Consider the following 22,255-nt stretch of genomic DNA (forward strand, 5'->3'; position numbering starts at 1 on the left):
CTCACCCTTCCCCGCGGCCCCGACCGCGAGCCGGTGGCGCGGTCGTGGCCCGCACCAGCAACTGCGGCGCGACCGGTCGCGGCCGCGCCTCCTGTCCCGCCAGCAGCCCGAGCACGAGCTGCAGCCCGCGCCGCCCGAGCTCCGCGAAGTCCTGCCGGACCGTGGTCAGCGGCGGGATCGAGTACGGCGCCTCGGGCACGTTGTCGAACCCGACGACGCTGACGTCGTCCGGCACCCGCAGCCCCGCCTCGTGGAACGCGTTGAGCAGCCCGAAGGCCATCTGGTCGTTGGCGACGAACACGGCGGTCACCGACTCGCCGCCGCGCCGGCGGGCGACCAGCTCCCGGCCGGCGGCATGCCCGGAGGCCGGCCACCAGTCGCCGTGCAGCACCGACGGCACCGGCGCGCCGACCGACTCCAGCACCTCCCGCCAACTCCGCAGCCGGGCCGCCGCCTCGATCGAGCCCGCCGGCCCGGTCACGTGGTGCACGGTGCGGTGGCCGAGGTCGAGCAGGTGCCTGGTGGCCAGCGCGGCGCCGGCCTCCTGGTCGACCCAGACCGCCGGGTCGTGCCCCTCGGGCCCAGCCTGCACCCTGATCAGCGGCACCGGGGTCTGCACCTGGCGCAGCGCGCGCACGGCCTCGTCGTAGGTGCTCAGCGCGATGATCGCGTCGAGCGACTGGGTGGCCAGCCGGTCGATCGCCTCGGTCATCGTCCGCGCGCCGGTGTCGTCGAGCACCGACACGGTCAGGAAGTAGCCGGCCTCCCGGGCCGCGCGCTCGAGCCCGAGCATGGTCTGCGCCGGCCCGTACTGGCTGCTGTTGGCGGTGACCAGGCCGATCGTCCGGGTCGACCCGGTGGCCAGGGCCCGGGCCGCGCCGTTGGGGCGGTAGCCGAGCTCCTCGATCGCCGCCAGGACCCGTGCCCGGGTGGCCACCGCCACGTTCGGATGGCGGTTGATCACCCGCGACACGGTCTGGTGTGACACGCCGGCGCGGGCGGCGACGTCCGACATGGCCAGCGGCCGGGCCGGCGCGGCGTCCGCGGAGGGTGTGTCCATGGTTCCTGTTCCGGGGCGCCGCGTCAGCGGTTGGCGCCGACGCGGCGCTTGTTGTAGATGTCGAACGCGACGGCGAACAGCAGCACGAGGCCCTTGATCACCGACTGCACGGACTGGTCGATGCCCATGAGCTGCATGCCGTTGCTCATCACGGCCATGATCAGGCCACCGACCATCGCGCCGACCACGGTGCCGACGCCGCCCGCGACGGCCGCGCCGCCGATGAAGGCCGCCGCGATCGCGTCGAGCTCGAACATGTTGCCGGCCGCCGGTTGCGCGCCGTTGGACCGCGACGAGTAGATGACGCCCGCGACACCGGCCAGGAAGCCCATGTTGACGAACATCCAGAAGTTGACCGACTTGACCTTGACGCCGGAGAGCTGGGCGGCGCTGAGGTTGCCGCCGATCGCGTAGACCTGGCGGCCGAACACTGTCCGGCGGGTGACCAGCCCGTACACGATGACCAGGATGGCCAGGATGATCAGCACGATCGGCAGGCCGCGGGCGTGCGCGAGCTGCCAGGCGAAGTACATGATCACCGCGCCGATCAGCAGGATCCGCAGCACGAACAGCGGGAACGACTCGACCGACTGCTGGTAGCCGATCCGGGCGGCCCGGGTGCGGTAGCCGCTGACCGCGATGCCGGCCACCGCGACCGCGCCGATGATCAGCGTGAAGGCGTCGTAGCCCTGCCCGCCGAGCAGGCCGTTGAGGAACCCGTTGGCGACCTTCTGGTATTCGGCCGGGAACGGCGAGAGCGAGATGTTGTCGAGCACCTGCAGCGTCAGGCCGCGGAAGAGCAGCATGCCGGCCAGCGTCACGATGAACGCGGGCATGCCGATGTACGCGACCCAGAAGCCGTGCCAGGCACCGACCGCGAGGCCCACCGCGATCGCCGCGACCACGCCGACCCACCAGGGCAGGCCCTGCTGGATCACCAGCACCGCGGAGACCGCGCCGGTCAGCGCCACCACCGAGCCGACGGACAGGTCGATGTGGCCACCGATGATCAGGATGACCATGCCGATCGCAAGGACCAGGATGTACGAGTACTGCAGCACGATGTTCGTGATGTTGCCCGGGCTCAGCGAGACGCCGTCGGTGAGGATCGCGAACAGCGCCACGATAACGACGAACGCGACGTAGATGCCGCTCTGTCGCAGGTTGCGCATGATCAGCGTACGCGGGTCGCTGGTGCCCGTGGTCAACGCAGCGGCCGGGGAGCCCCCGGACTCCCGCGTCTGCGGGGGTTTGGTGCTGGTCATCCGGCGAGCTCCTTCTCCTTGGTCATGAGCGCCATGAGGTTCTCCTGTGTGGCCTCGCGCACCGGGACTTCACCGGTGATGCGGCCGGCCGAGAGGGTGTAGACGCGGTCGCACATGCCGAGCAGCTCGGGCAGCTCCGACGAGATGACGATGACCGCCTTGCCCTGCGCGACGAGCTTGTTGATGATCGTGTAGATCTCGTACTTGGCGCCGACGTCGATGCCGCGCGTCGGCTCGTCGAGGATCAGCACGTCGGGGTCGGTGAACAGCCACTTCGACAGCACGACCTTCTGCTGGTTGCCGCCGGAGAGCGTGCCGACGGTGGCCATCACGGTCGAGGTCTTGATGTTCATGTCGCGCCGGCTCTGCTCCGCGACCTTGATCTCCTCGTTGCCGTTGACCCAGCCGCCCCGGGACAGCTTGCGCAGGGCGGCCGAGGAGATGTTGCGGCAGACGTCGGCGATCAGGTTGAGGCCGTAGCGCTTGCGGTCCTCGGTGGCGTACGCGATGCCGTTGTTGATCGCTTCGGCGACCGTGCGGGCGCGTACCTCCTTGCCGTGCATGAAGATCCTGCCGGAGATGTCGCGACCGTAGGAGCGGCCGAACACGCTCATCGCGAGCTCGGTGCGGCCGGCGCCCATCAGGCCGGCGATGCCGACCACCTCGCCCGCGCGCACGTTGAGGCTGGCACCGTCGACGACCTTGCGGTCCTGGGTCGGGTGCCAGGCGGTCCAGTCCTCGATCCGGAAGACTTCCTCGCCGGGCGCGGACTCGCGGTCCGGGTAGAAGCTGTCGATGTCGCGGCCGACCATGCCGCGGATGATCCGGGCCTGCGTCGAGTCCGCCGCGCTCATGTCGAGCGTCTCGACCGTGCGGCCGTCGCGGATGACCGTGGTCGAGTCGGCGATCGCGGTGATCTCGTTGAGCTTGTGCGAGATCATGATGCAGGTGATGCCCCGGTCGCGCAGGCGCCGGAGCAGGTCGAGCAGGTGCGCCGAGTCGACGTCGTTGAGCGCGGCCGTCGGCTCGTCCAGGATCAGTAGCTTGACCTCTTTGGACAGTGCCTTGGCGATCTCGACGAGCTGCTGCTTGCCGATGCCGAGCTGGATCACCGGGGAGGTCGGGTTCTCAGCGAGGCCGACCTCGGCGAGCAGCTTGGTCGCCTCGGCGTTGGTGCGGTTCCAGTCGATCAGGCCGCCGGCGCCGCGCACCTCGTTGCCGAGGAAGATGTTCTCGGCGATCGAGAGGAAGGGCACCAGCGCCAGCTCCTGGTGGATGATGACGATGCCCTGGGACTCGCTGTCGCGGATGCCGTTGAAGTGCACCGGCTTCCCGTCCAACACGATCTCGCCCGTGTACGAGCCGGTCGGGTAGACCCCGGAGAGCACCTTCATCAGCGTGGACTTGCCCGCGCCGTTCTCACCGCAGATCGCGTGGATCTCCCCGCGCCGGACGGCGATCGACACGTTCTCGAGCGCCTTCACACCGGGGAAGGTCTTGGTGATGTCGCGCATCTCCAGCAGCACGTCGGCCATCCGTCCTCCTTCTGCGTGCGTGCGGGCGGCAGGCCCGGTGACCCGTCGCGGGTCACCGGGCCTGCCGGTCGGTCACTTGGCCTGGCCGGCCTTGACCTCGTCGGCCGTCCAGTAGCCTGAATCGATCAGCGACTTCTGGATGTCGTCCTTGTAGACGGTCTCGACCGGCAGAAGGTACGACGGGACGACCTTGACACCGTTGTCGTACGTCTTGGTGTCGTTGGCCTCCGGCGTCTGCTTCTTCAGGAACGCCTCCGCGGCCTTGACGGCCTGGTCGGCCAGCAGCCGGGTGTCCTTGAAGATGGTCGAGCTCTGCACGCCGTCGTTGATCAGCTTGACGGAGGCGATCTCGGCGTCCTGACCCGTCACCACGGGCATCTTGCCGCTGTAGCCGGCGTTCTGCAGCGCGGTGATGATGCCGCGGGAGAGGCCGTCGTAGGGCGAGAGCACGCCGGCCACCTTGGCGCCGTCGTTGTAGCTGGAGGTCAGCAGGTCTTCCATCCGCTTCTGGGCGGTCTCCTGCTGCCAGCGCAGGGTCGCCGCCTGCTCGATGGCGGTCTGCTTCGACTTCACGACGAGCGTGCCGTTGTCGATCTGCGGCTTGAGGGTGTCCATCGCGCCGTCGAAGAAGAAGTGCGCGTTGTTGTCGTCGAGCGAACCGGCGAACAGCTCGATGTTGAACGGCCCCTTGGCCGTGCCCGGCGAACCGTCCTTGTTGAGGACGCCGAGACCCACCAGCAGCGCCGTCGCCTGCGCGACGCCGACCTTGTAGTTGTCGAAGCTGACGTAGAAGTCGACGTTCTTGCTGTCGCGGATCAGCCGGTCGTAGGAGATGACCGGGATCTTCTTGTCGGCGGCGGCCTGGAGCTGGCTGGACAGCGCGGTGCCGTCGATGGCCGCGATGATCAGAACGTTGGCGCCCTGCGTGATCATCTGGTCGACCTGTTGCGACTGGGTCGGGATGTCGTCGTTGGCGTACTGCAGGTCGACCTTGTAGCCCTTGGCCTCCAGCTTCTCCTTGACGGAGTTGCCGTCGGCGATCCAGCGCTCCGAGGTCTGGGTCGGCATCGAGACGCCGATCTTCAGCTCGGACGGTGCCTGCGCGGCGGTGTCGGTGCCGCTGCCGGCGCCCTCACCGCTGCAGGCCGCCATGCTCAGCGCCAGAGCCGCGGCGCCCAGAGCGGCCAGAATTCGTCTGTTCACAAGCTGTCCCCCCTCCGGGGTTGGTGCCATCAACGTTCCGCGGATTACAACGTCGGCCAGTGTTAGCGCTAACAACTGGAGCGTCAAGCCTTCGTGGGGAAATCCAGCGGTCACGGTCTCGTAACAAGGCGACGGTTGAAGGCCCGCGCTGACGGGCGAGTGTCGCAAATGGTGTGAGCGCTAACAGCTCGAACACCCGGCGAACACCTAGAGTGACACCATGCTCGATGCGTTGGTACGCCGGTTCGTCGCCGCCGGCGCGGTAGGAGCGATCGCGGCGCGCCGCCATGGTGACACGGGCGAATCAGCCACATTCGGGCGGGCCGGCGCCCGGCGAGAGGCAGGCCCGCCCGATGCGGACGGACATTTCCGAATTGGCAACGCGACCACGGTCTTTACCGGCACCCTGGTCCTCCACCTTCTGCCCTCCCGAGGGCCGCCCGCGGCGGACGACCATCGCATCACGCTGCGTCATCCACCCACCCACCACAGCGGCCTCGATACAGTCCGGAACATTTGTCGAAACCGATAGAACTTCTCTCTGGACGATTGAAAGTTCTGAATAGTCACGCCTATCTTCTGGTATGCGAACCCATTCCCTCGCAGTTCTTGCGTTGATTGCCGGATTTGTCGTGGCGGCTCCCGCACCCGCTTCCGCCGCTGTCGTGGCCGACCCCGTCGTCTCGGGGCCGGTCGCGGCCACCACTCCCGTCGGCGACCCCGGCCACGGCTATCCCTTCCTCGCCACCGACGTCGATCTGGCCGCGGCCGGCTACGTCGAGGAGGAGTTCCTGATCAGTGGCTCGGCCACCCGCTACGCCACGAGCGGCACCGCCACGGCGACCGCGGTGAGCACCGGGCACCCGTACACGACGAGGATCGTGGTCCGTCGCCCCGTCGCGGCCAAGGCGTTCAACGGCGTCGTGGTCGCCGAGTGGTACAACGTCAGCAACCAGTGGGACCAGGAGGTCGACTGGTTCCAGTCGCACGAGCACTTCCTGCGCGCGGGCTACGCGTGGGTGGGTGTCTCCGCGCAGCGGGCCGGCGTGCACTCCGCGACGGGGCTCAAGGCGTGGAGCCCGCAGCGGTACGGCGCGCTCGACGTCACCGCCGGCGGCACGATCAACGACGACTCCCTGTCGTACGACATCTTCAGCCAGGCCGTCCAGGCTGTGCGCGCGCCCGCGGCCGTCGACCCGCTCGGCACGCTGCCCGCGCCGTCGATGGTGATCGCCACCGGTCACTCGCAGTCGGCCGGGCGGCTGGCCAACTACTACAACGGCGTCCAGCCGCTGGCCGGCGTCGTCGACGCGGTCGTGCTGCACGGCGGCGGCGGTGTGCTGCGGACCGACCTCGCGACCAAGGTGTTCCGGATCAACTCCGAGGGCGACGTGGCGAGCGGGATCCTCTCGGCCGCGGCGCGCGCCCAGGCCGACTCGCCGGTGCTGCGGGCGTGGGAGGTGGCCGGCGCGTCGCACGGCGACTGGAAGCTGATCACGGACTACGGGCCGCTGCGGAAGCGGGACATCGGCACCTATCCCGGCGGGTACCCGGGCGAGCCGCAGACCTGTGCGCTGCCGTCGCTGTCGCGGGTGCCGCAGCACATGGTGCAGAACGCGGTGTACGACCACACGGTGGCGTGGGTGTCGCGGGGCACGCCGCCGCCCTCGGCTCCGAAGATCACCATGTCGGGCACCGCGGTCGCCCGGGACGAGCTGGGGCTCTCGCTCGGCGGCATCCGGCTGGCGCAGCACGAGGTGCCGGTGCGGGTCAACAGCGGCAGCAACACCGGGCCCGGCTTCTGCTTCCTCGACGGCAGCTCGCTGCCGCTGACCGACGCGCAACTCTCGGTGCTCTACCCGACCATCTGGTCCTATGTGGAGCCCTCGGTGGCCGCGACCGCGGCGGCCGTGCGCGCCGGGTTCGTGCCGCGCACGGTGAGCCGGGATCCCGCCTGGTACTCCGACATCCGCTACCTCATCGAGGAGTACGCGGCGGCGGACCGCATCGACCAGCAGGTCGCCGACGACCTGACCGCTCGGCTCGCGCGGGCCGAGCAGCACGGTGTGGCGGGACGGGACTTCGCGGCCATCGCGCAGCTCCTGCAGGTCTCGCTGCATGCCACCCTGCGGGTGTCCGACTCCGGTGCGCGGGCCGGGGTGCTGCGGGCGACATCGGCGCTGAGCGGGGTCCTCGCACTGACATAAGGCGTAAAATCCAACAATATGGTGACTGAGTCGGCGGCCCCGGGTGCCAGCTCGGGGCCGTCGCTGCTCGACCGCTGGCTGGCCCGCGCGGCCTTCCTGGCGGTGTTCGCCGCGTTCGTGCTGCCGGTCCTGGTCGGGGGCATCGTCGGCAGCGTCTCGATGCTGGCGATCGCGGCGGGCTGCCTGGTCGCCACGATCGCCGCGGCCTGGTGGTTCCTCGCGCACGCGGGCGTGCTGCGCTGGCTGGCCGCGCTGCTGCTGGTGGCCGCGCCGATCACGGTGCTGGTGGTCTTCGCGCTCCACCACCTGGTCTGGGTGGCCGCGGTCTCGGCGGGCCTGATCGTGCTGGCCGCCGGGCTCGGCCGGCGCGCACTGACCCAGGCGGTCCACTCGCCCCACGAGACGTTCACCCCGCCACCGAGCCGGCCATTCCTGATCATGAACCCGCGCTCGGGCGGCGGCAAGGTGGCCCGCTTCGACCTGGCGTCCCGGGCGCGCGCGCTGGGCGCGGAGGTCTTCCTCCTGGACACCACGGGCACGACGGACGTCGCGGCCGTCGCCGAGGACGCGGTCCGCCGCGGCGCCGACCTGCTGGGCGTGGCCGGCGGCGACGGCACCCAGGCCCTCGTCGCGGGCATCGCGGCACGGCACGACATCCCGTTCCTGGTCATCTCGGCGGGCACCCGCAACCACTTCGCGCTCGACCTCGGCCTCGACCGCGACAACCCGGCCGCCTGCCTGGACGCCCTGACCGACGGGGTCGAGGTCCGGGTGGACCTGGGCGAGCTGGGCGACCGCACGTTCGTCAACAACGCCTCGTTCGGCGTGTACGCGGCCATCGTGCAGAGCGACGCCTACCGGGCCGACAAGGCGCGCACCGCCCTGTCGATGCTGCCGGACCTGCTGGCGCAGCAGACCGGCCCGCCGTTGTCCCTGCGGGTGGGCGACACGGTCCGCGCGGCGCCGCAGGCGATCCTGGTGAGCAACAACCCCTACACGGTGGACGACGTCGCGGGCCTGGGCCAACGCCCGCGCCTCGACCGTGGCCGGCTGGGCGTGATCGCCCTGACGGTCGACTCGACCGCGGACGCGCTGCGGCTGGTCCGCGGCCGCCGGTCCACGTCGGTGACCGTTCTCGCGGCCCGGGAGGCAACCATCGAGTCCGGCGGCCGCCCGGTGCCCGTCGGCGTCGACGGCGAGGCGCTGCTGCTGCCGACGCCACTGGTCGCCCGCATCCGCCCGGCCGCCCTCCGGGTCCGGGTCCCCCGCCACCGCCCCGGGGTCCGCGCGGCCCGAGCGGCCCTCGACTGGGCCCACCTGGGCAGGGTGGCCCTGTCGGTCCCCCACCCCTTGCGCCGCGACTGACCTCACTGCCGGCGGAACGACTCGATGTCCTCCGCGAAGGCGGTGACGGCCTCGTCGGTCAGCGTGGGCCTGGTCTCGCTGATCGCGCTCAGGTAGTCGCCGGTGGTGGCGGGCTCGCCGCGGGGCTCGCGCACCTCCCGTTCGAACGCCGCCTGTGCGCCCTTGCGCGCGGCGAACTCGATGTCGGCCGGCGTGAACAGCTCGCTCGCGGCGACGAGCCGGTCCAGGTCGACGTGCTCGGCGGCCGGCCCGAGGTAGCGGCGCCAGATCGCGGCCCGCGCGGTGCGGTTGGGCGGTCCGACCGGCAGCACGTAGTCGAAGCGGCCCGGACGCAGGAACGCCGGGTCGAGGGCCCGCACCGAGTTGGTCGCGCAGATCAGCAGCCGGTCGCCGCGCTCGCGGAAGCCGGGAATCGTCTTGAGCAGCTCGTTGGTGACGGCGTGGCTCGGGTCGGTCGCCTTGCCGGAGCGTACGCCGGCGATCTCCTCGACCTCGTCGATGAAGACCAGCACCTCGTCGAGCTCCGCGAGGTCGCCGAAGGCCGAGCGGAGCGCGGCCGCGAGACCGTCGCTGTCGGCGGCGAGCCGGGCCGGGAACAGCTCGACGAACGGCCACTGCAGCCGCGACGCGATCGCCTTGGCGAAGCTGGTCTTACCCGTACCCGGGGGCCCGAACAGAATCGCGGCCTTCGGCGGCACGACGCCGTAGCGGTCCGCGAGCTCGGGATGGGCCAACGGCAGCACGATGCGCCGCTCGATGGCGTCCTTCTCGACCTCCATCCCGGCCAGCAGCTCCCACAGCCCCGGCGCCAGGAGCTGGCCACCGACCGCCGCGAGCAGCCCGGCGTGCCCGGCACCGTGCTCGACCTTCTCGTAGTACGTCAGGTCGGCGCGCGCCCGGTAGCCGGAGTTGCGCATGGCGATGCTGCCCGTGGCGTCCTCGGGCAGGACGGCGCTGATCCGGCGCACGCCGAGCCCGCGCAACCGGTGTTCGAGCCCGGCGAGCAGGGAGCTGCCGACACCCCGGTTGCGCCAGTGTCCGGCGAGCGCCACGATCTGGATCCACGCCCGCTCGCCGTCGACCCGGGCGACCGCCACACCGATGATCTCGTCGGCGTTGACCGCGACCACCGCGGGCTGACCCGCCCGCACGGTCGACACGGCCTCCGCGATCCCGAAGACGGGCGCGGGCGCGCCGGGCGGGCGGCCCTGCTCCCAGATGGCGATGGCGGCGTCGAGGTCGGCGCCGTGGAAGTCGCGGACACGCCAGGCGGGCACGCCGCCTCCTCAGGCCGGGGTGACGATCGCGGCCGTACCGTAGGCGACGATCTCGGAGAGCCCGTTGCCGATGTCGGACGAGTCGAACCGCACGCCGACCACCGCGTTGCCGCCCAACTCGTGCGCGTGCGCGACCAGCCGCTCGAACGCCGTGTGCCGCGCGGCGTCGACCACCTGCGTGTACTCGGGGACCTCACCCTGCCGCAGCGCCTTGAAACCGCCGGTCACCCCGCGTACGACGCCGACACTGCGCACGATGATCCCCCAGGCGATGCCCAGGGTCCGCTCGACCCGATAACCCGGCACCTCGAACGTGGTCGAGGCGAGGAACTCCGTCGTCGTCATATCCCCATCCTGGCGCCCGGATCAACGCCGGATGGCCGTTTTGCTAGCCTCCGGTGGCATGGCTCTGCACATCCAGAACGACGACCTGCCGGGCAACGAGACCTCGCGTACGTTTCTCGGGCGTGACCACGGCGGCGTGCCCGTCTCGTTCTTCATCCAGGCCAGTCCCAACGGACACGGTCCCAAGCCGCACCGCCACCCGTACGCCGAGGTGTTCGTGCTGCACGAAGGGTCCGGCACCTTCCTCGCCGGCGACGCGACCATCGAGGCCACCGGCGGCTCGGTCGTCGTCGTGCCGGCCGGGGAGCTGCACGGTTTCACCGCCTCGTCCGCCGGACCGCTGCGGATGACCTGCATACACACCAACGACGAGATGGTCACCGAGTGGGCGTCACTCGCGGCGGAAGACGACGACCAGCACCCGTAGCACCAGGACCACCGCGACGATCAGCAGGCCGTAGCCCAGCAGCGGGAACAGGTCGACCGTCGCGCTGACCCGCGGGCCGCCGCCGGCGCCGAGCAGCACCACGGCGATCACGCCGGCGGCGGCGCCGATGACGGTCAGCAGCGCCTGGTGCACGAGGCCCGTGACCAGCCGCCGGTCCTGGTCGTCGGCGAACAGCCGCACGTTGACCCGCAACCGGCCGTGTTCCAGCGCGTCGCCGATGCGGTCGATCCGCCGCGGGAGGCGACGCAGCACCGGCAGCAGCTCGACGAGCTCGTCCTCCAGCGAGCCCCGCAGCCGGGCCGGGCTGAACGCTTCCGCGACGCGCCGGCTGCCCGAGGACCGGGCGTGCGCGACGAGGTCGAAGCCCGGCCGGACCAGGGCGAGCGTGCCCTCCAGCGTGGCGAAGGCCCGGAAGACGGCCGCGACGGCCGGTGGCACGCCCAGCCCGTACGACGTGAAGGTCCGCAGCAACGCCGCCACCGCCGCGGCGCTCGCGGTGCCGCCGGGAGCCGCGTACCGGACGATCATCGCTCCGATCGCCCGCTGCAGGTCGCGTTCGTCGACCTCGTCGGGCCGGTCGACGATCTGGAGCAGCGCGTCGCTGGCCGCGACCGAGTCGCCGCGGCCCAGCGCGCCGAGGAGCTGGCCGATGCCCGCCCGGGTCGCGGCGTCGAGCCGGCCCACGGAGCCGAGGTCGAGCACGCCGAGGCGCCCGTCGTCGGCCACGAGCACGTTGCCCGGGTGCAGGTCGACGTGGAAGATCCCGTGCACCAGCACCTGGTCGAGCATCGTGTCGACCAGCCCGCCGGCGAGCTCGCCGCGCCGCTCGTCGCCGAGCCCGTCGAGCACGGCGGTGGCGCTGCCGAGCGGCGTGCCGGGCACCCGCTCCATCACGAGCACCCGTTCGGAGCTGAGCTCGGCGTACGCCGCCGGCACGCGCACACCCCGGTCCGGCGACGCGGCGAGCGCGGCGGCCATGGCCTGGAGGTTGTCGCGCTCGACGGTGAAGTCGAGCTCCTCGCGCAGCGCCTCGGCGAACCCAGCGGCCAGGGCCCGCAACCCCAGCGGCCGCCCCCACGCGGTGCGTTCCTCGATCGTGCCGGCCAGCCGCAGCAGGATGTCGACGTCGCGCTCGACCACGGCGGCGATCCCCGGCCGGCGCACCTTGACCACCACCGCGGTGCCGTCGGGCAGCCGGGCCGCGTGCACCTGCGCGACGGAGGCGGCGGCCAGCGGCTGGTGGTCGAACTCCGCGAACGCCTCGCCGACCGGCCGGCCGAGGTCGGCCGCGAGCACGGCGGCCACTTCGTCCCACGGCACCGGCGTGGCCCGGTCCTGCAGGGCGGTCAGCTCGTCGGCGATCTCCGCGGGCAGCAGGTCGCGCCGGGTCGATAGGAGTTGGCCGAGCTTGACGAAGGTGACGCCGGCCTCGTCGAGGGCGTCCCGCAACGACCGGCCGAGCCGGCGCCGCGCGGCCGCCGACGACGGACCGGGCGGTGGACGCCCTCGCAGGAATCGGCCGAGACCGTGCCGCAGCACGATGCGGATGATGGCGGCGTACCGGCGGCTGCGCCCGACCCGCCGCCGCGTGCCGCGCCAGAGCTCCACGGGCCCCGGCACGGACCCGGTCGGCACGAGCACCTCGAGGATCACCAGCGCGGCCATGGCGAGCAGCGCGGAGACGACGATGGCGACGAAAGCGAGGAGCACGAGGTCGCCGCCGCTCACGGCACTGGGGTCGGCGGGCGCGAGGGCGTTGAGGATCGGCGTCGCGATGAGGATGGCGAGAACGGCGGCGAGCAGGGTACGCACGGGCCCGACCCGCACGCCGAGCAGCCGCCGGATGACCGCCGCGAACAGCAGCACGGTCACGACCATCGTGGGCAGGAACACCAACACACCGACCGTCGTCTCCACGGCGACCGACGATATCCCGATGTGAGGCGCCCTCGCCCCTCGCGGGCGATTGGCAGGGATTCCGGTGGCGGGGAGAATACGAACCCCGACCTGAAAGCGAGCCCGATGTCCGGCGACACGGATCGTGAACGGTTCGCCGACTACCTCGCGGTGCTCGGCGCCGCCGGCGAGGCGTTGCGGTCACACACCGATCTGGTCAGCGTCGGCGCGCTGGTCAAGCTGTACGGCAGCCTGCTCAAGCTCGACGCGCGGGCGCGGCGCGTCGTCGGCTACCTGGAGGCACAGACCGACCAGCCGAAGCAGGTGGACGTCGCGCACCTCGACCTGTTCCACGACTTCTTCCGGGAGCTCGACAGGATGGGCGCGGTCGTCGGGGAGCTGGACGTCGCGCTGCTGGACATCTACCACCCGGGGCTGATGGCCGAGCTGGCCGCCGCGACCGGCCAGGACAACGACGTCGTCTACTTCTTCAACCGGCACCTCGCTCCGAAGTACGGCCTCGACGTCGCGGATCTGCCGCCGGCGCTCGCGCACCTGCTCGCGAACTACAACAGCGATTACGGCTACTCGGCCGGCTTCGGCCACGTCGAGGGTGCGCTGCTGCGCGGCCGGTCGCGGCGGAGCTTGCGGTGGCGCAGCGAGCAGGACGAAGACCCGGTCCTGCTGGGCCCGGAGCAACTCCGCACGCTGGGCGACCTCGTGGACGGGCTCGGCCGGCTGCACCGGGCGGTCGGGGGCCTGGTCCGGGAAAACTGGCGCCTGGCCGAGCTGGCGGACACGAGACCACCGACCGAGCCGACAGTGAAGGTGATCATGGGCGACAACTACCAGAACATCACCGGGTCCACGTTGGTCAACCGCTCGCTGGTCCAGGAGTCGTTCCAGCAGTCGGTGGACCGCGGCGACCGGGCGGCCGCCGAAGCACTCCGCACGGTCGCCGACGCCATCGCGCGGGCCGGCAACGACGTGGCCGCCGACCACCTCAACGCCTTCAACGAGGAGCTGGCGAAGAAGCGCCCGAACAAGGCACTCCTCAAGACCTTCTGGACAGGCCTCGTCGCGGCGATGCCGGCCATCACCCAACTGACCGACGCCGTAGCAAAGATCGAGTCCTTGTTTTAAGAAGGCGTCGGCCCGAAGTCGTCCGAGAAACGCTCGTCCGAATACCTACGGCGCCAATCGGTCAGGAACCAGCCGCCAAGTTCGCCGTCGCCGACCTCAACCAGGTCGACGACGCTGCCGTCCGGCGTGCGAAACGTTAGCGGCATCAGGCCCTGGTCGAGTCCGCGGTTCAAGAAATGGAAGATGACCTCGTCCACAATGTCCGGTACGGCCATGCGGATGGCATCTCGTCCGGCCGCATCCGTCGCGTTGGCCCATCGCCGCCCAACAGGCGTGCGAGGGTCGGTGGCGAGGAAGCCGTCGCAACTCCGGATCGCCTCATCGCGGACAGCGCTCATCAGCTGTCGCGCGAACTCCTGCAGGTCGTCAGGCACGTCTGCATCCTCCCAGCAAGCGGCCCCGGTCCGCGTCGGACCGGGGCCGCCGATGTGGCCGACGCGTCAGCGCACGTAGACCGGGGAGGTCATCGCGACCATGGCCGCGTCGTACGGGCAGAGGTTCACGCCCGCGTTGATCGGGCCGCACAGTGGGGTCTGTTCGAGCAGGTCGTTGCCCAGCCGCAGCTCGGCGCGCAACCAGCCCGGCTGCGCCGGTGTGGTGAGCTCAATCGCGCCGCCGCGCGTCAGGTGCTGGTCCAGCAGCTTCGCGCCGTTGGCGATGACGCGCAGCGAGCCGTCGGTGAGCGGGTCGAGCGAGCGCACCCGCACCTTCTCGCCGGGTCGGACGTCTTCGCCGATGACCGTCACCCAGCCGTTGCCGCGCTTGGCCTCGATCACCAGCGGGGCGCCGCCGGCGGACGGCGGCAGCGCGGAGACGCTGGTGCGGCCTTCGCGCAGCGCCTCCAACACCGCGTCCGCCGTGTTCCTGCGGGCGAGCACCCAGGTGGTGGGATAGCCGGCGCCCTGCGGCTGCGCGGTCCGTGTCCGGGCGTCGCTGCCGCCGGTCAGCCCGACGCGGGCCCCGCGCTGCAGCCAGCAGTCGAGGTAGTCCTCGGCGGCGCGGATGCTCGCGCCCGGGTTCCAGACCTCGATCGTGTCCGGACGCACGTCGTAGCCGTACCCCCAGGTGAGCGTCGAGGCGTCGCACCCCGCGAAGCGTTTGGTGATCCCCGCGCCGGGGTGGTCGACCTGGAGGAGACCGCCCTTCGCGCGCGCGTCGTTCGCGAGGCCGTTGACCGCGGCGGCCGAGCCGTCGCCGCTGTCGAGTACCTTCTTGACGCCGAGCACGTTGGCGTCGCCGTCGAGCCGGGCCTCGTACCCCGGGATCGCGAGCACGCCGTGGCTGCCGGCGCCCGGCGCGGTCACCGAGCGGACGTCGTTGTCGTCGGTCACCGCGAGGTAGTCGAGGCCGCGGTCGCCCGCCTCGGCGAAGCGCGACCGCACGTCGACGCCCGCGCGGAACGGGTCGGCCTCGCCCGGCTCGTCGGTGCCGGCGCAGTAGACGTCGCTGGAGTAGCAGCTGTGCACGTTCAGGTCGCCCGCCAGCCACCGACCGTCCGAAGTGGTCAGATCCGCCTCGGGCGTCTTCGGCGGGCCGGCCTGCTTGCCGTCGTTGACCCAGATCGGGCTCGAGTACGCGACGGGAGCGCCGTCGCGGCGGACGCGCAGGAAGTACCACGAGTCCTTGGCCGCCGTGACCGAGGTGTCGAGCTGGTAGCCGGTCGAGCTGGCGACCACCTGACCACCGTTGCTGACGAGCTCCAGTTGCAGCGGGGTGCCCGATCCGCGGACCGCGGCCTTGACCGCCAGCTTGCCGTTGCCGCGGATCCGCTCGCCCATCGTGTGGCCGTCGATCGTGAAGTCCATCCGCAGCGCGTTGTCGAGCACCGCGTAGAAGCGGCGGTCCGCCATCGCCTGCTTGATGTCCTTCTCGGTGTTGGCCTTGGCCAGGACCACGGTCTTGGCGTACTGCGCGCCGCCCCAGTCGTCGGTGCGGTCGTGGCCGTTGTCCTCGGCGCCGATCGCGCCGACGTGCCAGCCCTTGTCGAGCGCACGGGCGTACCAGCCCTCGGGCGGAGCGTTGTGCCCGGGCGGCGTGCCGAAGTCGTTGTCACCGTTGAAGACCTCGATGCCGACCATCTGGTCGTCGGCCTTCGCGAAATACTTGAAGTCCTCCCAGCCGAAGCCGAGGTCGCTGCGCACGTCGCACTTCAGCGGCCCGCACAGCGTCTTGTCGCCGGGGTGGTTGAACACCGCCAGGCCGTCCTTGCCTGTGGTGGTCAGCCAGTCGTAGAAACGATCCATCGCGACGGTGCCGCCGTCGGTCTCGGGCAGCGAGTTCTCGCGCGAGAAATAGACGTTGATGTGGCCCATCCGGTCCGAGGTCCACTCGAAGCCGCGGAAGCCGACGAAGTCCTTCGCGGGGTCGGTTGCGGCCTTGGCCTGCTCGAGCTCCGCGTCCCACTTGCGCAACGCGTCGAGCGGGTTGACCGGGTCGGCGTTCTGGCAGCTCGGCGCGACCCGCGGGTCCAGGCACTCCTCGTTGAACACGAACGGCGAGTTGACGTTCGAGGTGTGCTCGCTCGACCCCATGAAGTTCAGGTCGTGCTTGTCACGCCCGGACGCGAAGTAGTCGGCGGGTCGGGAGCCGGGCCATCCGTCGGAGTAGCCGCTGTGCTCGTGCAGCGCGCCGATGAGCTCACGCAGGGGTGGCGCACCGGGACGGGATGAGGCTTCCTGGGAATGGTCTGCCGCGCCGATGGCGGGACTCGCGGCGAAAATGAGTGCGAGTGTGCCCGCGGCGGCAGCAGCGAACAGCGCGCGGATGCGCATGTGCGGTTCTCCGTCTGTTGGGTGGGACGTCCGCCTCGGAGGAGGGGCGGACGCCTTCACCCTTCAGGCGGGCGATGACCCCCGGATGACCCGCACCTGAACGCCCGGCGCAGGTTCCGCCATGTGCGACCTTGGTCACCCGCCCGGGCCGCGGTTGGCGATGTCCGGCGGCTGGGGCCGGGTGTCGACGACGATCACCGTCGGCCGGTCCGATTCGCTGTTCAGCGCTGCGGTGAACTCCCGCTTGAGGTCGTCGGTGGTCTTCACCTCGACGGCCCGGCAGCCGAAACCTCGTGCGATCGACGCGATGTCGAGGTCGGGCAGTTCCAGCCCGGGTACGCCCGGCGTGTGCTCCAGCTCCCCGAAGGCCTTGAGGACCGCGTACTCGCCGTTGCGCATCGCCACGTACACGTTGGGCAGCTTGTGTGTCGCCGCCGTCCACAGTGACTGGATCGAGTACTGGAAGGAGCCGTCGCCGATCAGGCCGATCACCGGCCGGTCGTCGCCCCGGTCACGGTCGCCGAGCGCGATGCCGACGGAGGCCGGCAGCGCCCAGCCGATCCCGCCGCTCGGGGTGGCGTAGTCGGAGTCGGGCTCGACCGTCGGCAGCCATTCGGTGTGCTGCTTCATCGTCGAGGTCGACTCGTTGACGAGGACCGCGTGCGCCGGGCGCACCTCCGCCAGGGCCGCATAGACCTCGTCGGGTGTCAACGGGCTGCTCTCCTTGCGCGGCAGGGTCGTGTGCGCGCGCGACATCGGCGCGGGCCGCTCCCGGTGGCCGCCGTCGTCGACGAGCCGAGTGAGCTGCTCGATCGACAGCCGCAGCTCGCCGAGGACGCTGTCGCCCGCGCGGGCCGCCTCGGCCACCTTCGGGTCGTGGGTGACCTGGAGGAGTTCCGTGCCGGGCGGCAGGACGTCGCCGGCCTGGAAGGCGTAGTAGCGGAACACCTGCGCACCGATGACGACCACCAGGTCGTGCCCGGCGAGCGTGTCGCTGATCGACTTGAGCGACTCGCCGATCGGGCCCTGGTAGAGCGGATGGTCCTCGGGGAACGCGACCCGGTCCGGCAGTGGGGTGCCGTAGACGGCCGCGTTGAGCTTCTCGGCCAGCGCGACCGCCGCGTCCCACCCGCCGGCGCGGTCGACGTCGGGCCCGAAGATCAACGCCGGGTGCGCGCTCGCGCTGATCCGCCGCGCGAAGTCGCGCAGCCGGTCGGCGTCCGGCGCGTAGCTGGTGCTCGCGGTGCGCCGCACCGCCGGCCCGTCGAGCGGCTGGTCCCAGTCGTCGAGCGGCACCGACAGGAACACCGGGCCGGCCGGCGGCTGCTGGGCGGTGAGGAAGGCGCGCATGAACGCGGCCGGCACGTCCTCCGCGCGGTACGGCTCGTAGGCCCACTTGACCCAGGGCCGGGGCGTCACGGGCGCGTCCGGGTTGCTCAGGTACGGGTCGCCGATCATCATCTCGCGGTGCTGGTTGCCGGCCAGCACGATCAGCGGCGAATGGGCCTGGCTGGCGGTGACGATGCTGCCCATGCCGTTGCCGAGCCCCGCGTGTGAGTGCAGGTTCACCAGCGTCGGCCGGCGGGTGGCCTGCGCGTACCCGTCCGCCATGGCGACCGCCGACGCCTCCTGCAGCGCCAGCACGTAGGTGAAGTCGTCCGGGAACTCCGACAGGAACGTCTCCTCGGTCGAGCCCGGGTTGCCGAAGACCGTGGTCAGCCCCAGGTCCCGCAGCAGGTCGTAGGTGACGCTGTGCACGGTGGTCATGGCGCCCCCTCAGCTTTCGCTGCGGTCGAGGTCGATGAGCGCGAGCCCGATGTCGGGACGCGGCACCCGGCGCAGCTCCGCCGGCGTCTCGGTGGCCATCACCTCCAACGTCGGGAAGACCCGCGCCTCGAGCAGGTGGCCACCGCGGGTGGTGCCGTCGGCCAGGCCGAGCACGACGTGCACGTTGAGGCTGGGACCGTCGGGCCCCTCGGCGACGTCCCCGATCAGCGACAGCACCTCGGCGGGCTCGTCGATCCTGGTGCGCCGGAAGTCCTTCTTCTCCCTGTCGAACCAGCCGACGGTCGCGCTCTCGAAGCCGCCGAGGCCGCTGAGATGGGCCGCCTCGAGGTGCTCGTCGCGCGCGAACCCCTGCAGCGCGCCGAAGGCCTCCTCGCCCGGATCACAGACCATCACGTACGTGACGACGTCGGCGTCTTCCACGATCTTGGACTTCACGGGTCGCTCCTTCGGTCGGGAAACCAGCGCATTCCCCGCTTCGCCCGGCTCAACCGGCATGCCCGGCCGCCGACCCGGGTAGGCGGCTGGCACACGACGACGAGGAGGCGGACGACGTGACCGAGCCGGAGGAAAGCCGGGAGAAGGCGCCCAAGACCGACGCAGTGCTGTTCAAGGGTGACGAGAAGGACATCGACGACATGAAGCGCGAGGAGGAGGAGGACGACCTCAAGAAGGAGGAGGCACGGCGGCGCGAGCGCCGCACCCGCGACTGACCGCGACTCAGCAGCGGGGCACGCCGGGGATGAAACCGTTGTGTCCCGTGCGGACGTAGGTGTCGGAGACCCAGCGGTTGAGGCCGATCCGGTTCCAGACGTTGCTGGTGCCGAAGGTGCCGGTGACGGTCGTGCCGGTGGCCTGGCACCAGATGGTCACGGCGGCGCCGTCCGCGACCGAGCCGACCACCGCGTAGCCGGTGCCGGGTCCACTTCGGACGTTGAGGCTCGTCGAGGCCGTGTCGACGGTGCCGCTGCCGATCCCGGTGATCCCGTTGACGAGCTGCATGTAGTAGGTCCAGTTCCAGTTCGGACCCGGGTCGGTGTGCGTGGCGCCGGGCACCTCGCGGTGGCCGATGACGTGGGCGCGGTCGCGGGGTATGCCGTACTTCGTCGTGAGGTTGCGGGTCAGGGCGGCGGACGCGCGGTACATCGCGTCGGTGAACCACGCCGGGTTGTCGACGAAGCCCTCGTGCTCGATGCCGATCGAGCGCGTGTTGTAGTCCCAGTTGCCGGCGTGGTAGCCGATGTCCTTCTCCCGCACCGTCTGCGTCACCGCGCCGTCCGACGAGCGGAAGACGTAGTGCGCGCTGACGTTCGACGACGGGTTCTGGAACCAGGAGATGCTGCCCGCGTACGAGCCCTGCGTCACGTGGATGACCACGTAGTCGATCGGGTAGCTGCTCTCCCGGCTGGAGACCGTGAAGTTGCCCGCGTTGGCCGGCGCCCAGGCGGCCGGGCCGTAGTCGGTGCTCAGCACGGTGACGTCGCCGGCGAGGCGGCCGCGGTCGGGCGCGACCCGGCGGGGCGGCGCGCTGACCGGGCCGGCGACACCGGCGGCGAGCTGTGCGTAGACCGTGTCGGCGAACAGCCGCGCGACCGGGTCGCTCACCGCGCCGGCGAACCGGGCGACCGGGCCGTACCAGCGGCCGAGGTCGCGGCGCCCGGCCGCGTCGAGCCCGTCCCGGTCCGCATAGGAGCGCAGGACCGCGGCCGCACCGGCCACGTTGGCCGAGGCGTCGGTGCGCAGCTCCGCCCGCGACAGGCCGGTCAGGGCCGCCGCCTCCGCGAGCGTGTGCGTCACCGCGTTGTCGGCGAGCTGCATGATGCCGTGCCCGCCCTCGCGCCCGATCGCGGCCTGGTCCAAACGGGACTGCGTGAAACCCAGGGAAACAAGGAGATCACGGGGTACGTCGTACCGGGCGGCCGCCGACGCGAACGACCCGGCCGGGGTGGCGGCGGCCGCGGCCGGCGGAGCGGAGGTCGGTGCGGCGGCCAGCACCGCGGCGAGAACCAGACGAAGGACCATCGCGGATCCCCTTCCCGGCGAGCGATGGCCGAACCGTACACGGTGATGACCTTCGATGTAAAGCATGTTCGATGAATCCCGCGGACCCGAATGTTTCCTTCACGTTGCCGCTGCTAGGGTCGCCGTTATGCGGAGAATCGTCGCGCAGATGTTCATTTCGCTCGACGGCGTCGTCGAGGCGCCCGACCAGTGGCACTTCCCGTACTTCAACGACGAGATGGGCCGGGCCGTCGGCGGCACGCTCAGCGCGGCCGACACCTACCTGATCGGCCGGAAGACCTACGACAGCTTCGCCGGCGCCTGGCCGGCCCGCGAGCTGGCCGGCGAGGAGGACGCCCCGATGGCGAAGACCCTCGGCGACACCCGCAAGATCGTCGTGTCGCGCCAGCCGCTGGAGTTCACGTGGCGCAACTCGGAGCTGCTGCGCGGCGACCTGGTCGCGGCCGTCACGGCGCTGAAGAACGAGCCCGGCGGCACGATCGGCATGTCCGGCTCGGTCTCCGTCGTGCGCCAGCTCCTCGCCGCCGGCCTGCTCGACGAGCTGCACCTGCTGGTGCACCCGATCGTGGTCGGCAAGGGCATGAAGCTGTTCGCGGACGGCGAGCAGCCGGTCCCGCTGACGCTCAACAAGTCGGAGACCTTCACGACGGGCGTCCTCAACCTCTTCTACAGCCCGGCCGACCTCGCACCCGAGGGCACGTACGAGGACGCGAAGAAGGCTCTCTAGTCGCGCATCGGCGGCATCCCCGCGCCGCTGCCGGTCTGCAGCGTCCAGCTGATGGCGTGGCGGATGGCCAGGACGATGCCCGCCGACAGAGCCTTCAGGTAGGACGGGTTGGCGGCCAGGTGCAGCAGGCTGGCCGCCGTCAGGAAGTCCAGCAACACGGCCAGCGCGGCCAGCGGGCGGCGGGTCGAGACGAGTGTCGCGGCACCGGCCACGATGCCCATCGCCACCACGACCGCACTGGCCGCGTCGGTGAGCTCGCCCAGGCTCACGGGTTGCGCGAGGCGTGGTCGTCGGCGGCGCGGTCGCGCGCGTCGAGTTGGCGGCGTTCCTGGTCGATCTCCCGGCGCAGGGTCCAGTTGAGCGCGGTCCGGATCGCCGCGATCGCCGCGAGCTGGCCGATGTCGCTGAACGACGGTGAGATCGCGGTGCGCAGGATGTCGCCGGCGAGCTGGAACTCCAGGCCCAGCGCCAGGAACCGGCCCAGGTCCAGCCGGACCAGCACGAACGACGCCGTGTCCCGGTCGCGCGCGACCACCCACAGCAGCCGGCCGAACGCGTACAACGCGCCGGCGCCGATGATGATCGCGCCGCCGGCCTCGACGATCGTCACGAGGTTGTTGACGGCCTCGTCCACCCGCTCCGCGAGGCTCACCCGTCCACCTACTCATCGCCGCGCCGCGTCCCGCCGGCATCCGGCGCCGCTGTCACCCGGACGGGTGATTGCCGCTACTTGGTGCGGGTCACGCTCGTCGCGGTCACCGTGCCCGACCCGTCGTCCGCGCCCTCGACGGTCACCGGGTCGCCGGGCTTGAGGTTCTTCAACGCCGATGGGGTACGCACAGCCGTCTCGCCGGAGGTCCGCACCGTGACCACCTCCCCGCCCTCGGTCTGCACGTAGAGCGTGGTGCCGTCGACGAGCTTGACCGTGCCGGTCGTGGCCTGCGCCGTCGCGGCGGCGGACGGCTCGGCACCGCGGCCCGGGAACGCCGTCGGGAAGCCGCCCGGCCGGTTCCCGCCGGGGCCGGCCGCGGCCGCCGGCTCCGGACCGTACGCCTTCTGCACCTGCACCCCGGCCACGAACCCGCCGAGCAGCAGCACGAGCACGCCCAGCGCGAGCGTCCACCGGTTCCACCACCGGCGGGCGCCGGCCGCGGCCAGCTCGGCCCGCAGGATCTCGTCGTCGTCGACCGCGTGGGTCACCGTGGG

At 71.3% G+C, this 22,255-nt stretch carries 21 protein-coding genes; 6 read left to right on the forward strand and 15 right to left on the reverse strand.

Annotated features, from left to right (window positions below; all coding sequences use genetic code 11):
* Window position 1: 1 nt before the first annotated feature.
* From Air01nite_RS00655 to chvE, 4 genes are all read right to left on the reverse strand, one after another.
* A complete protein-coding gene (locus tag Air01nite_RS00655; protein WP_239090401.1) occupies window positions 2-1,060 on the reverse strand; it encodes a LacI family DNA-binding transcriptional regulator in 1,059 nt (352 codons plus the stop codon).
* 23 nt (window positions 1,061-1,083) lie between these two features.
* A complete protein-coding gene (gene mmsB / locus Air01nite_RS00660; RefSeq protein ID WP_203699763.1) occupies window positions 1,084-2,325 on the reverse strand; it encodes a multiple monosaccharide ABC transporter permease in 1,242 nt (413 codons plus the stop codon).
* Window positions 2,322-3,860, reverse strand: a complete 1,539-nt coding sequence (mmsA, locus tag Air01nite_RS00665) for a multiple monosaccharide ABC transporter ATP-binding protein (protein ID WP_203699764.1) — start codon at window positions 3,858-3,860, stop codon at window positions 2,322-2,324. The genes mmsB and mmsA overlap by 4 nt, the downstream gene beginning before the upstream one ends.
* 72 nt (window positions 3,861-3,932) lie before the next feature.
* The gene (gene chvE / locus Air01nite_RS00670; protein ID WP_239090402.1) at window positions 3,933-5,063 is read right to left on the reverse strand and encodes a multiple monosaccharide ABC transporter substrate-binding protein; all 1,131 of its coding nucleotides are present in this window, start codon (window positions 5,061-5,063) and stop codon (window positions 3,933-3,935) included.
* Window positions 5,064-5,728: 665 nt separating this feature from the next.
* Here chvE and Air01nite_RS00675 point away from each other — a divergent pair.
* Together Air01nite_RS00675 and Air01nite_RS00680 are read left to right on the forward strand one after the other, a co-directional pair.
* Window positions 5,729-7,270, forward strand: coding sequence for an alpha/beta hydrolase domain-containing protein (locus tag Air01nite_RS00675; RefSeq protein WP_203699765.1), 1,542 nt, complete (start codon window positions 5,729-5,731; stop codon window positions 7,268-7,270).
* A gap of 18 nt (window positions 7,271-7,288) precedes the next feature.
* Entirely contained in the window at window positions 7,289-8,635 is a 1,347-nt protein-coding gene (locus Air01nite_RS00680; protein WP_203699766.1) for a diacylglycerol/lipid kinase family protein, read from the forward strand.
* Between the two features lie 2 nt (window positions 8,636-8,637).
* Here Air01nite_RS00680 and Air01nite_RS00685 read toward each other — a convergent pair whose 3' ends face one another.
* Window positions 8,638-9,912, reverse strand: coding sequence for an ATP-binding protein (locus Air01nite_RS00685; protein ID WP_203699767.1), 1,275 nt, complete (start codon window positions 9,910-9,912; stop codon window positions 8,638-8,640).
* Between the two features lie 9 nt (window positions 9,913-9,921).
* A complete protein-coding gene (locus Air01nite_RS00690; RefSeq protein WP_203699768.1) occupies window positions 9,922-10,257 on the reverse strand; it encodes a YbjQ family protein in 336 nt (111 codons plus the stop codon).
* A gap of 58 nt (window positions 10,258-10,315) precedes the next feature.
* Between Air01nite_RS00690 and Air01nite_RS00695 the strand changes: the two genes are divergently transcribed.
* Complete coding sequence (locus tag Air01nite_RS00695; protein ID WP_203699769.1) at window positions 10,316-10,684, forward strand: cupin domain-containing protein; 369 nt, start codon at window positions 10,316-10,318, stop codon at window positions 10,682-10,684.
* Here Air01nite_RS00695 and Air01nite_RS00700 read toward each other — a convergent pair.
* Window positions 10,649-12,622, reverse strand: a complete 1,974-nt coding sequence (locus Air01nite_RS00700; protein WP_239090403.1) for an ABC1 kinase family protein — start codon at window positions 12,620-12,622, stop codon at window positions 10,649-10,651. The genes Air01nite_RS00695 and Air01nite_RS00700 overlap by 36 nt on opposite strands.
* A gap of 105 nt (window positions 12,623-12,727) precedes the next feature.
* Between Air01nite_RS00700 and Air01nite_RS00705 the strand changes: the two genes are divergently transcribed.
* Window positions 12,728-13,744: a hypothetical protein gene (locus Air01nite_RS00705; protein ID WP_203699770.1), complete on the forward strand. Its 1,017-nt coding sequence runs from the start codon at window positions 12,728-12,730 to the stop codon at window positions 13,742-13,744.
* Here the strand turns inward: Air01nite_RS00705 and Air01nite_RS00710 are convergent.
* The 4 genes from Air01nite_RS00710 to Air01nite_RS00725 all read right to left on the reverse strand — a co-directional run bounded on the left by Air01nite_RS00710 (window position 13,741) and on the right by Air01nite_RS00725 (window position 18,738).
* Entirely contained in the window at window positions 13,741-14,118 is a 378-nt protein-coding gene (locus Air01nite_RS00710) for a hypothetical protein (protein ID WP_203699771.1), read from the reverse strand. The genes Air01nite_RS00705 and Air01nite_RS00710 overlap by 4 nt on opposite strands.
* Window positions 14,119-14,184: 66 nt before the next feature.
* Window positions 14,185-16,515 carry a CehA/McbA family metallohydrolase gene (locus Air01nite_RS00715; protein WP_203699772.1) on the reverse strand — a complete coding sequence of 777 codons (2,331 nt, stop codon included), beginning with the start codon at window positions 16,513-16,515 and terminating at the stop codon, window positions 14,185-14,187.
* A 135-nt stretch (window positions 16,516-16,650) separates the two neighbouring features.
* Complete coding sequence (gene mdlC / locus Air01nite_RS00720; protein ID WP_203699773.1) at window positions 16,651-18,282, reverse strand: benzoylformate decarboxylase; 1,632 nt, start codon at window positions 18,280-18,282, stop codon at window positions 16,651-16,653.
* A gap of 9 nt (window positions 18,283-18,291) precedes the next feature.
* Window positions 18,292-18,738, reverse strand: a complete 447-nt coding sequence (locus Air01nite_RS00725; protein ID WP_203699774.1) for a PPC domain-containing DNA-binding protein — start codon at window positions 18,736-18,738, stop codon at window positions 18,292-18,294.
* A gap of 116 nt (window positions 18,739-18,854) precedes the next feature.
* Between Air01nite_RS00725 and Air01nite_RS00730 the strand changes: the two genes are divergently transcribed.
* The gene (locus Air01nite_RS00730; protein WP_203699775.1) at window positions 18,855-19,013 is read left to right on the forward strand and encodes a hypothetical protein; all 159 of its coding nucleotides are present in this window, start codon (window positions 18,855-18,857) and stop codon (window positions 19,011-19,013) included.
* 7 nt (window positions 19,014-19,020) lie between these two features.
* On the opposite strand, the gene Air01nite_RS00735 is transcribed toward Air01nite_RS00730, so the two are convergent.
* Window positions 19,021-20,322, reverse strand: a complete 1,302-nt coding sequence (locus Air01nite_RS00735; protein ID WP_239090404.1) for an N-acetylmuramoyl-L-alanine amidase — start codon at window positions 20,320-20,322, stop codon at window positions 19,021-19,023.
* Window positions 20,323-20,449: 127 nt separating this feature from the next.
* On the opposite strand from Air01nite_RS00735, the gene Air01nite_RS00740 reads away from it, so the two are divergent.
* Window positions 20,450-21,049 (forward strand): dihydrofolate reductase family protein, encoded by a 600-nt coding sequence (locus Air01nite_RS00740; RefSeq protein WP_203699776.1) that lies wholly within the window; start codon window positions 20,450-20,452, stop codon window positions 21,047-21,049.
* Here the strand turns inward: Air01nite_RS00740 and Air01nite_RS00745 are convergent.
* The 3 genes from Air01nite_RS00745 to Air01nite_RS00755 all read right to left on the reverse strand — a co-directional run bounded on the left by Air01nite_RS00745 (window position 21,046) and on the right by Air01nite_RS00755 (window position 22,249).
* Complete coding sequence (locus tag Air01nite_RS00745; protein WP_203699777.1) at window positions 21,046-21,318, reverse strand: hypothetical protein; 273 nt, start codon at window positions 21,316-21,318, stop codon at window positions 21,046-21,048. The two genes, Air01nite_RS00740 and Air01nite_RS00745, sit on opposite strands and share 4 nt — an antisense overlap.
* The gene (locus Air01nite_RS00750) at window positions 21,315-21,701 is read right to left on the reverse strand and encodes a DUF1622 domain-containing protein (RefSeq protein ID WP_203699778.1); all 387 of its coding nucleotides are present in this window, start codon (window positions 21,699-21,701) and stop codon (window positions 21,315-21,317) included. Before Air01nite_RS00750 ends, Air01nite_RS00745 begins: the two co-directional genes overlap by 4 nt.
* Window positions 21,702-21,775: 74 nt before the next feature.
* Entirely contained in the window at window positions 21,776-22,249 is a 474-nt protein-coding gene (locus Air01nite_RS00755) for a DUF5666 domain-containing protein (protein WP_203699779.1), read from the reverse strand.
* Window positions 22,250-22,255 lie beyond the last annotated feature (6 nt).

The sequence above is a fragment of the Asanoa iriomotensis genome (assembly GCF_016862515.1).
In the GTDB taxonomy this organism is placed as follows: domain Bacteria; phylum Actinomycetota; class Actinomycetes; order Mycobacteriales; family Micromonosporaceae; genus Asanoa; species Asanoa iriomotensis.

Coding starts and splice junctions, on each gene's coding strand:
- Air01nite_RS00735 (WP_239090404.1), bottom strand. CDS start 20,322: ATGGTCCTTCGTCTGGTTCTCGCCGCGGTGCTGGCCGCCGCACCGACC.
- Air01nite_RS00705 (WP_203699770.1), top strand. CDS start 12,728: ATGTCCGGCGACACGGATCGTGAACGGTTCGCCGACTACCTCGCGGTG.
- mdlC (WP_203699773.1), bottom strand. CDS start 18,282: ATGACCACCGTGCACAGCGTCACCTACGACCTGCTGCGGGACCTGGGG.
- Air01nite_RS00715 (WP_203699772.1), bottom strand. CDS start 16,515: ATGCGCATCCGCGCGCTGTTCGCTGCTGCCGCCGCGGGCACACTCGCA.
- Air01nite_RS00680 (WP_203699766.1), top strand. CDS start 7,289: ATGGTGACTGAGTCGGCGGCCCCGGGTGCCAGCTCGGGGCCGTCGCTG.
- Air01nite_RS00740 (WP_203699776.1), top strand. CDS start 20,450: ATGCGGAGAATCGTCGCGCAGATGTTCATTTCGCTCGACGGCGTCGTC.
- Air01nite_RS00655 (WP_239090401.1), bottom strand. CDS start 1,060: ATGGACACACCCTCCGCGGACGCCGCGCCGGCCCGGCCGCTGGCCATG.
- mmsA (WP_203699764.1), bottom strand. CDS start 3,860: ATGGCCGACGTGCTGCTGGAGATGCGCGACATCACCAAGACCTTCCCC.
- Air01nite_RS00690 (WP_203699768.1), bottom strand. CDS start 10,257: ATGACGACGACGGAGTTCCTCGCCTCGACCACGTTCGAGGTGCCGGGT.
- Air01nite_RS00695 (WP_203699769.1), top strand. CDS start 10,316: ATGGCTCTGCACATCCAGAACGACGACCTGCCGGGCAACGAGACCTCG.
- mmsB (WP_203699763.1), bottom strand. CDS start 2,325: ATGACCAGCACCAAACCCCCGCAGACGCGGGAGTCCGGGGGCTCCCCG.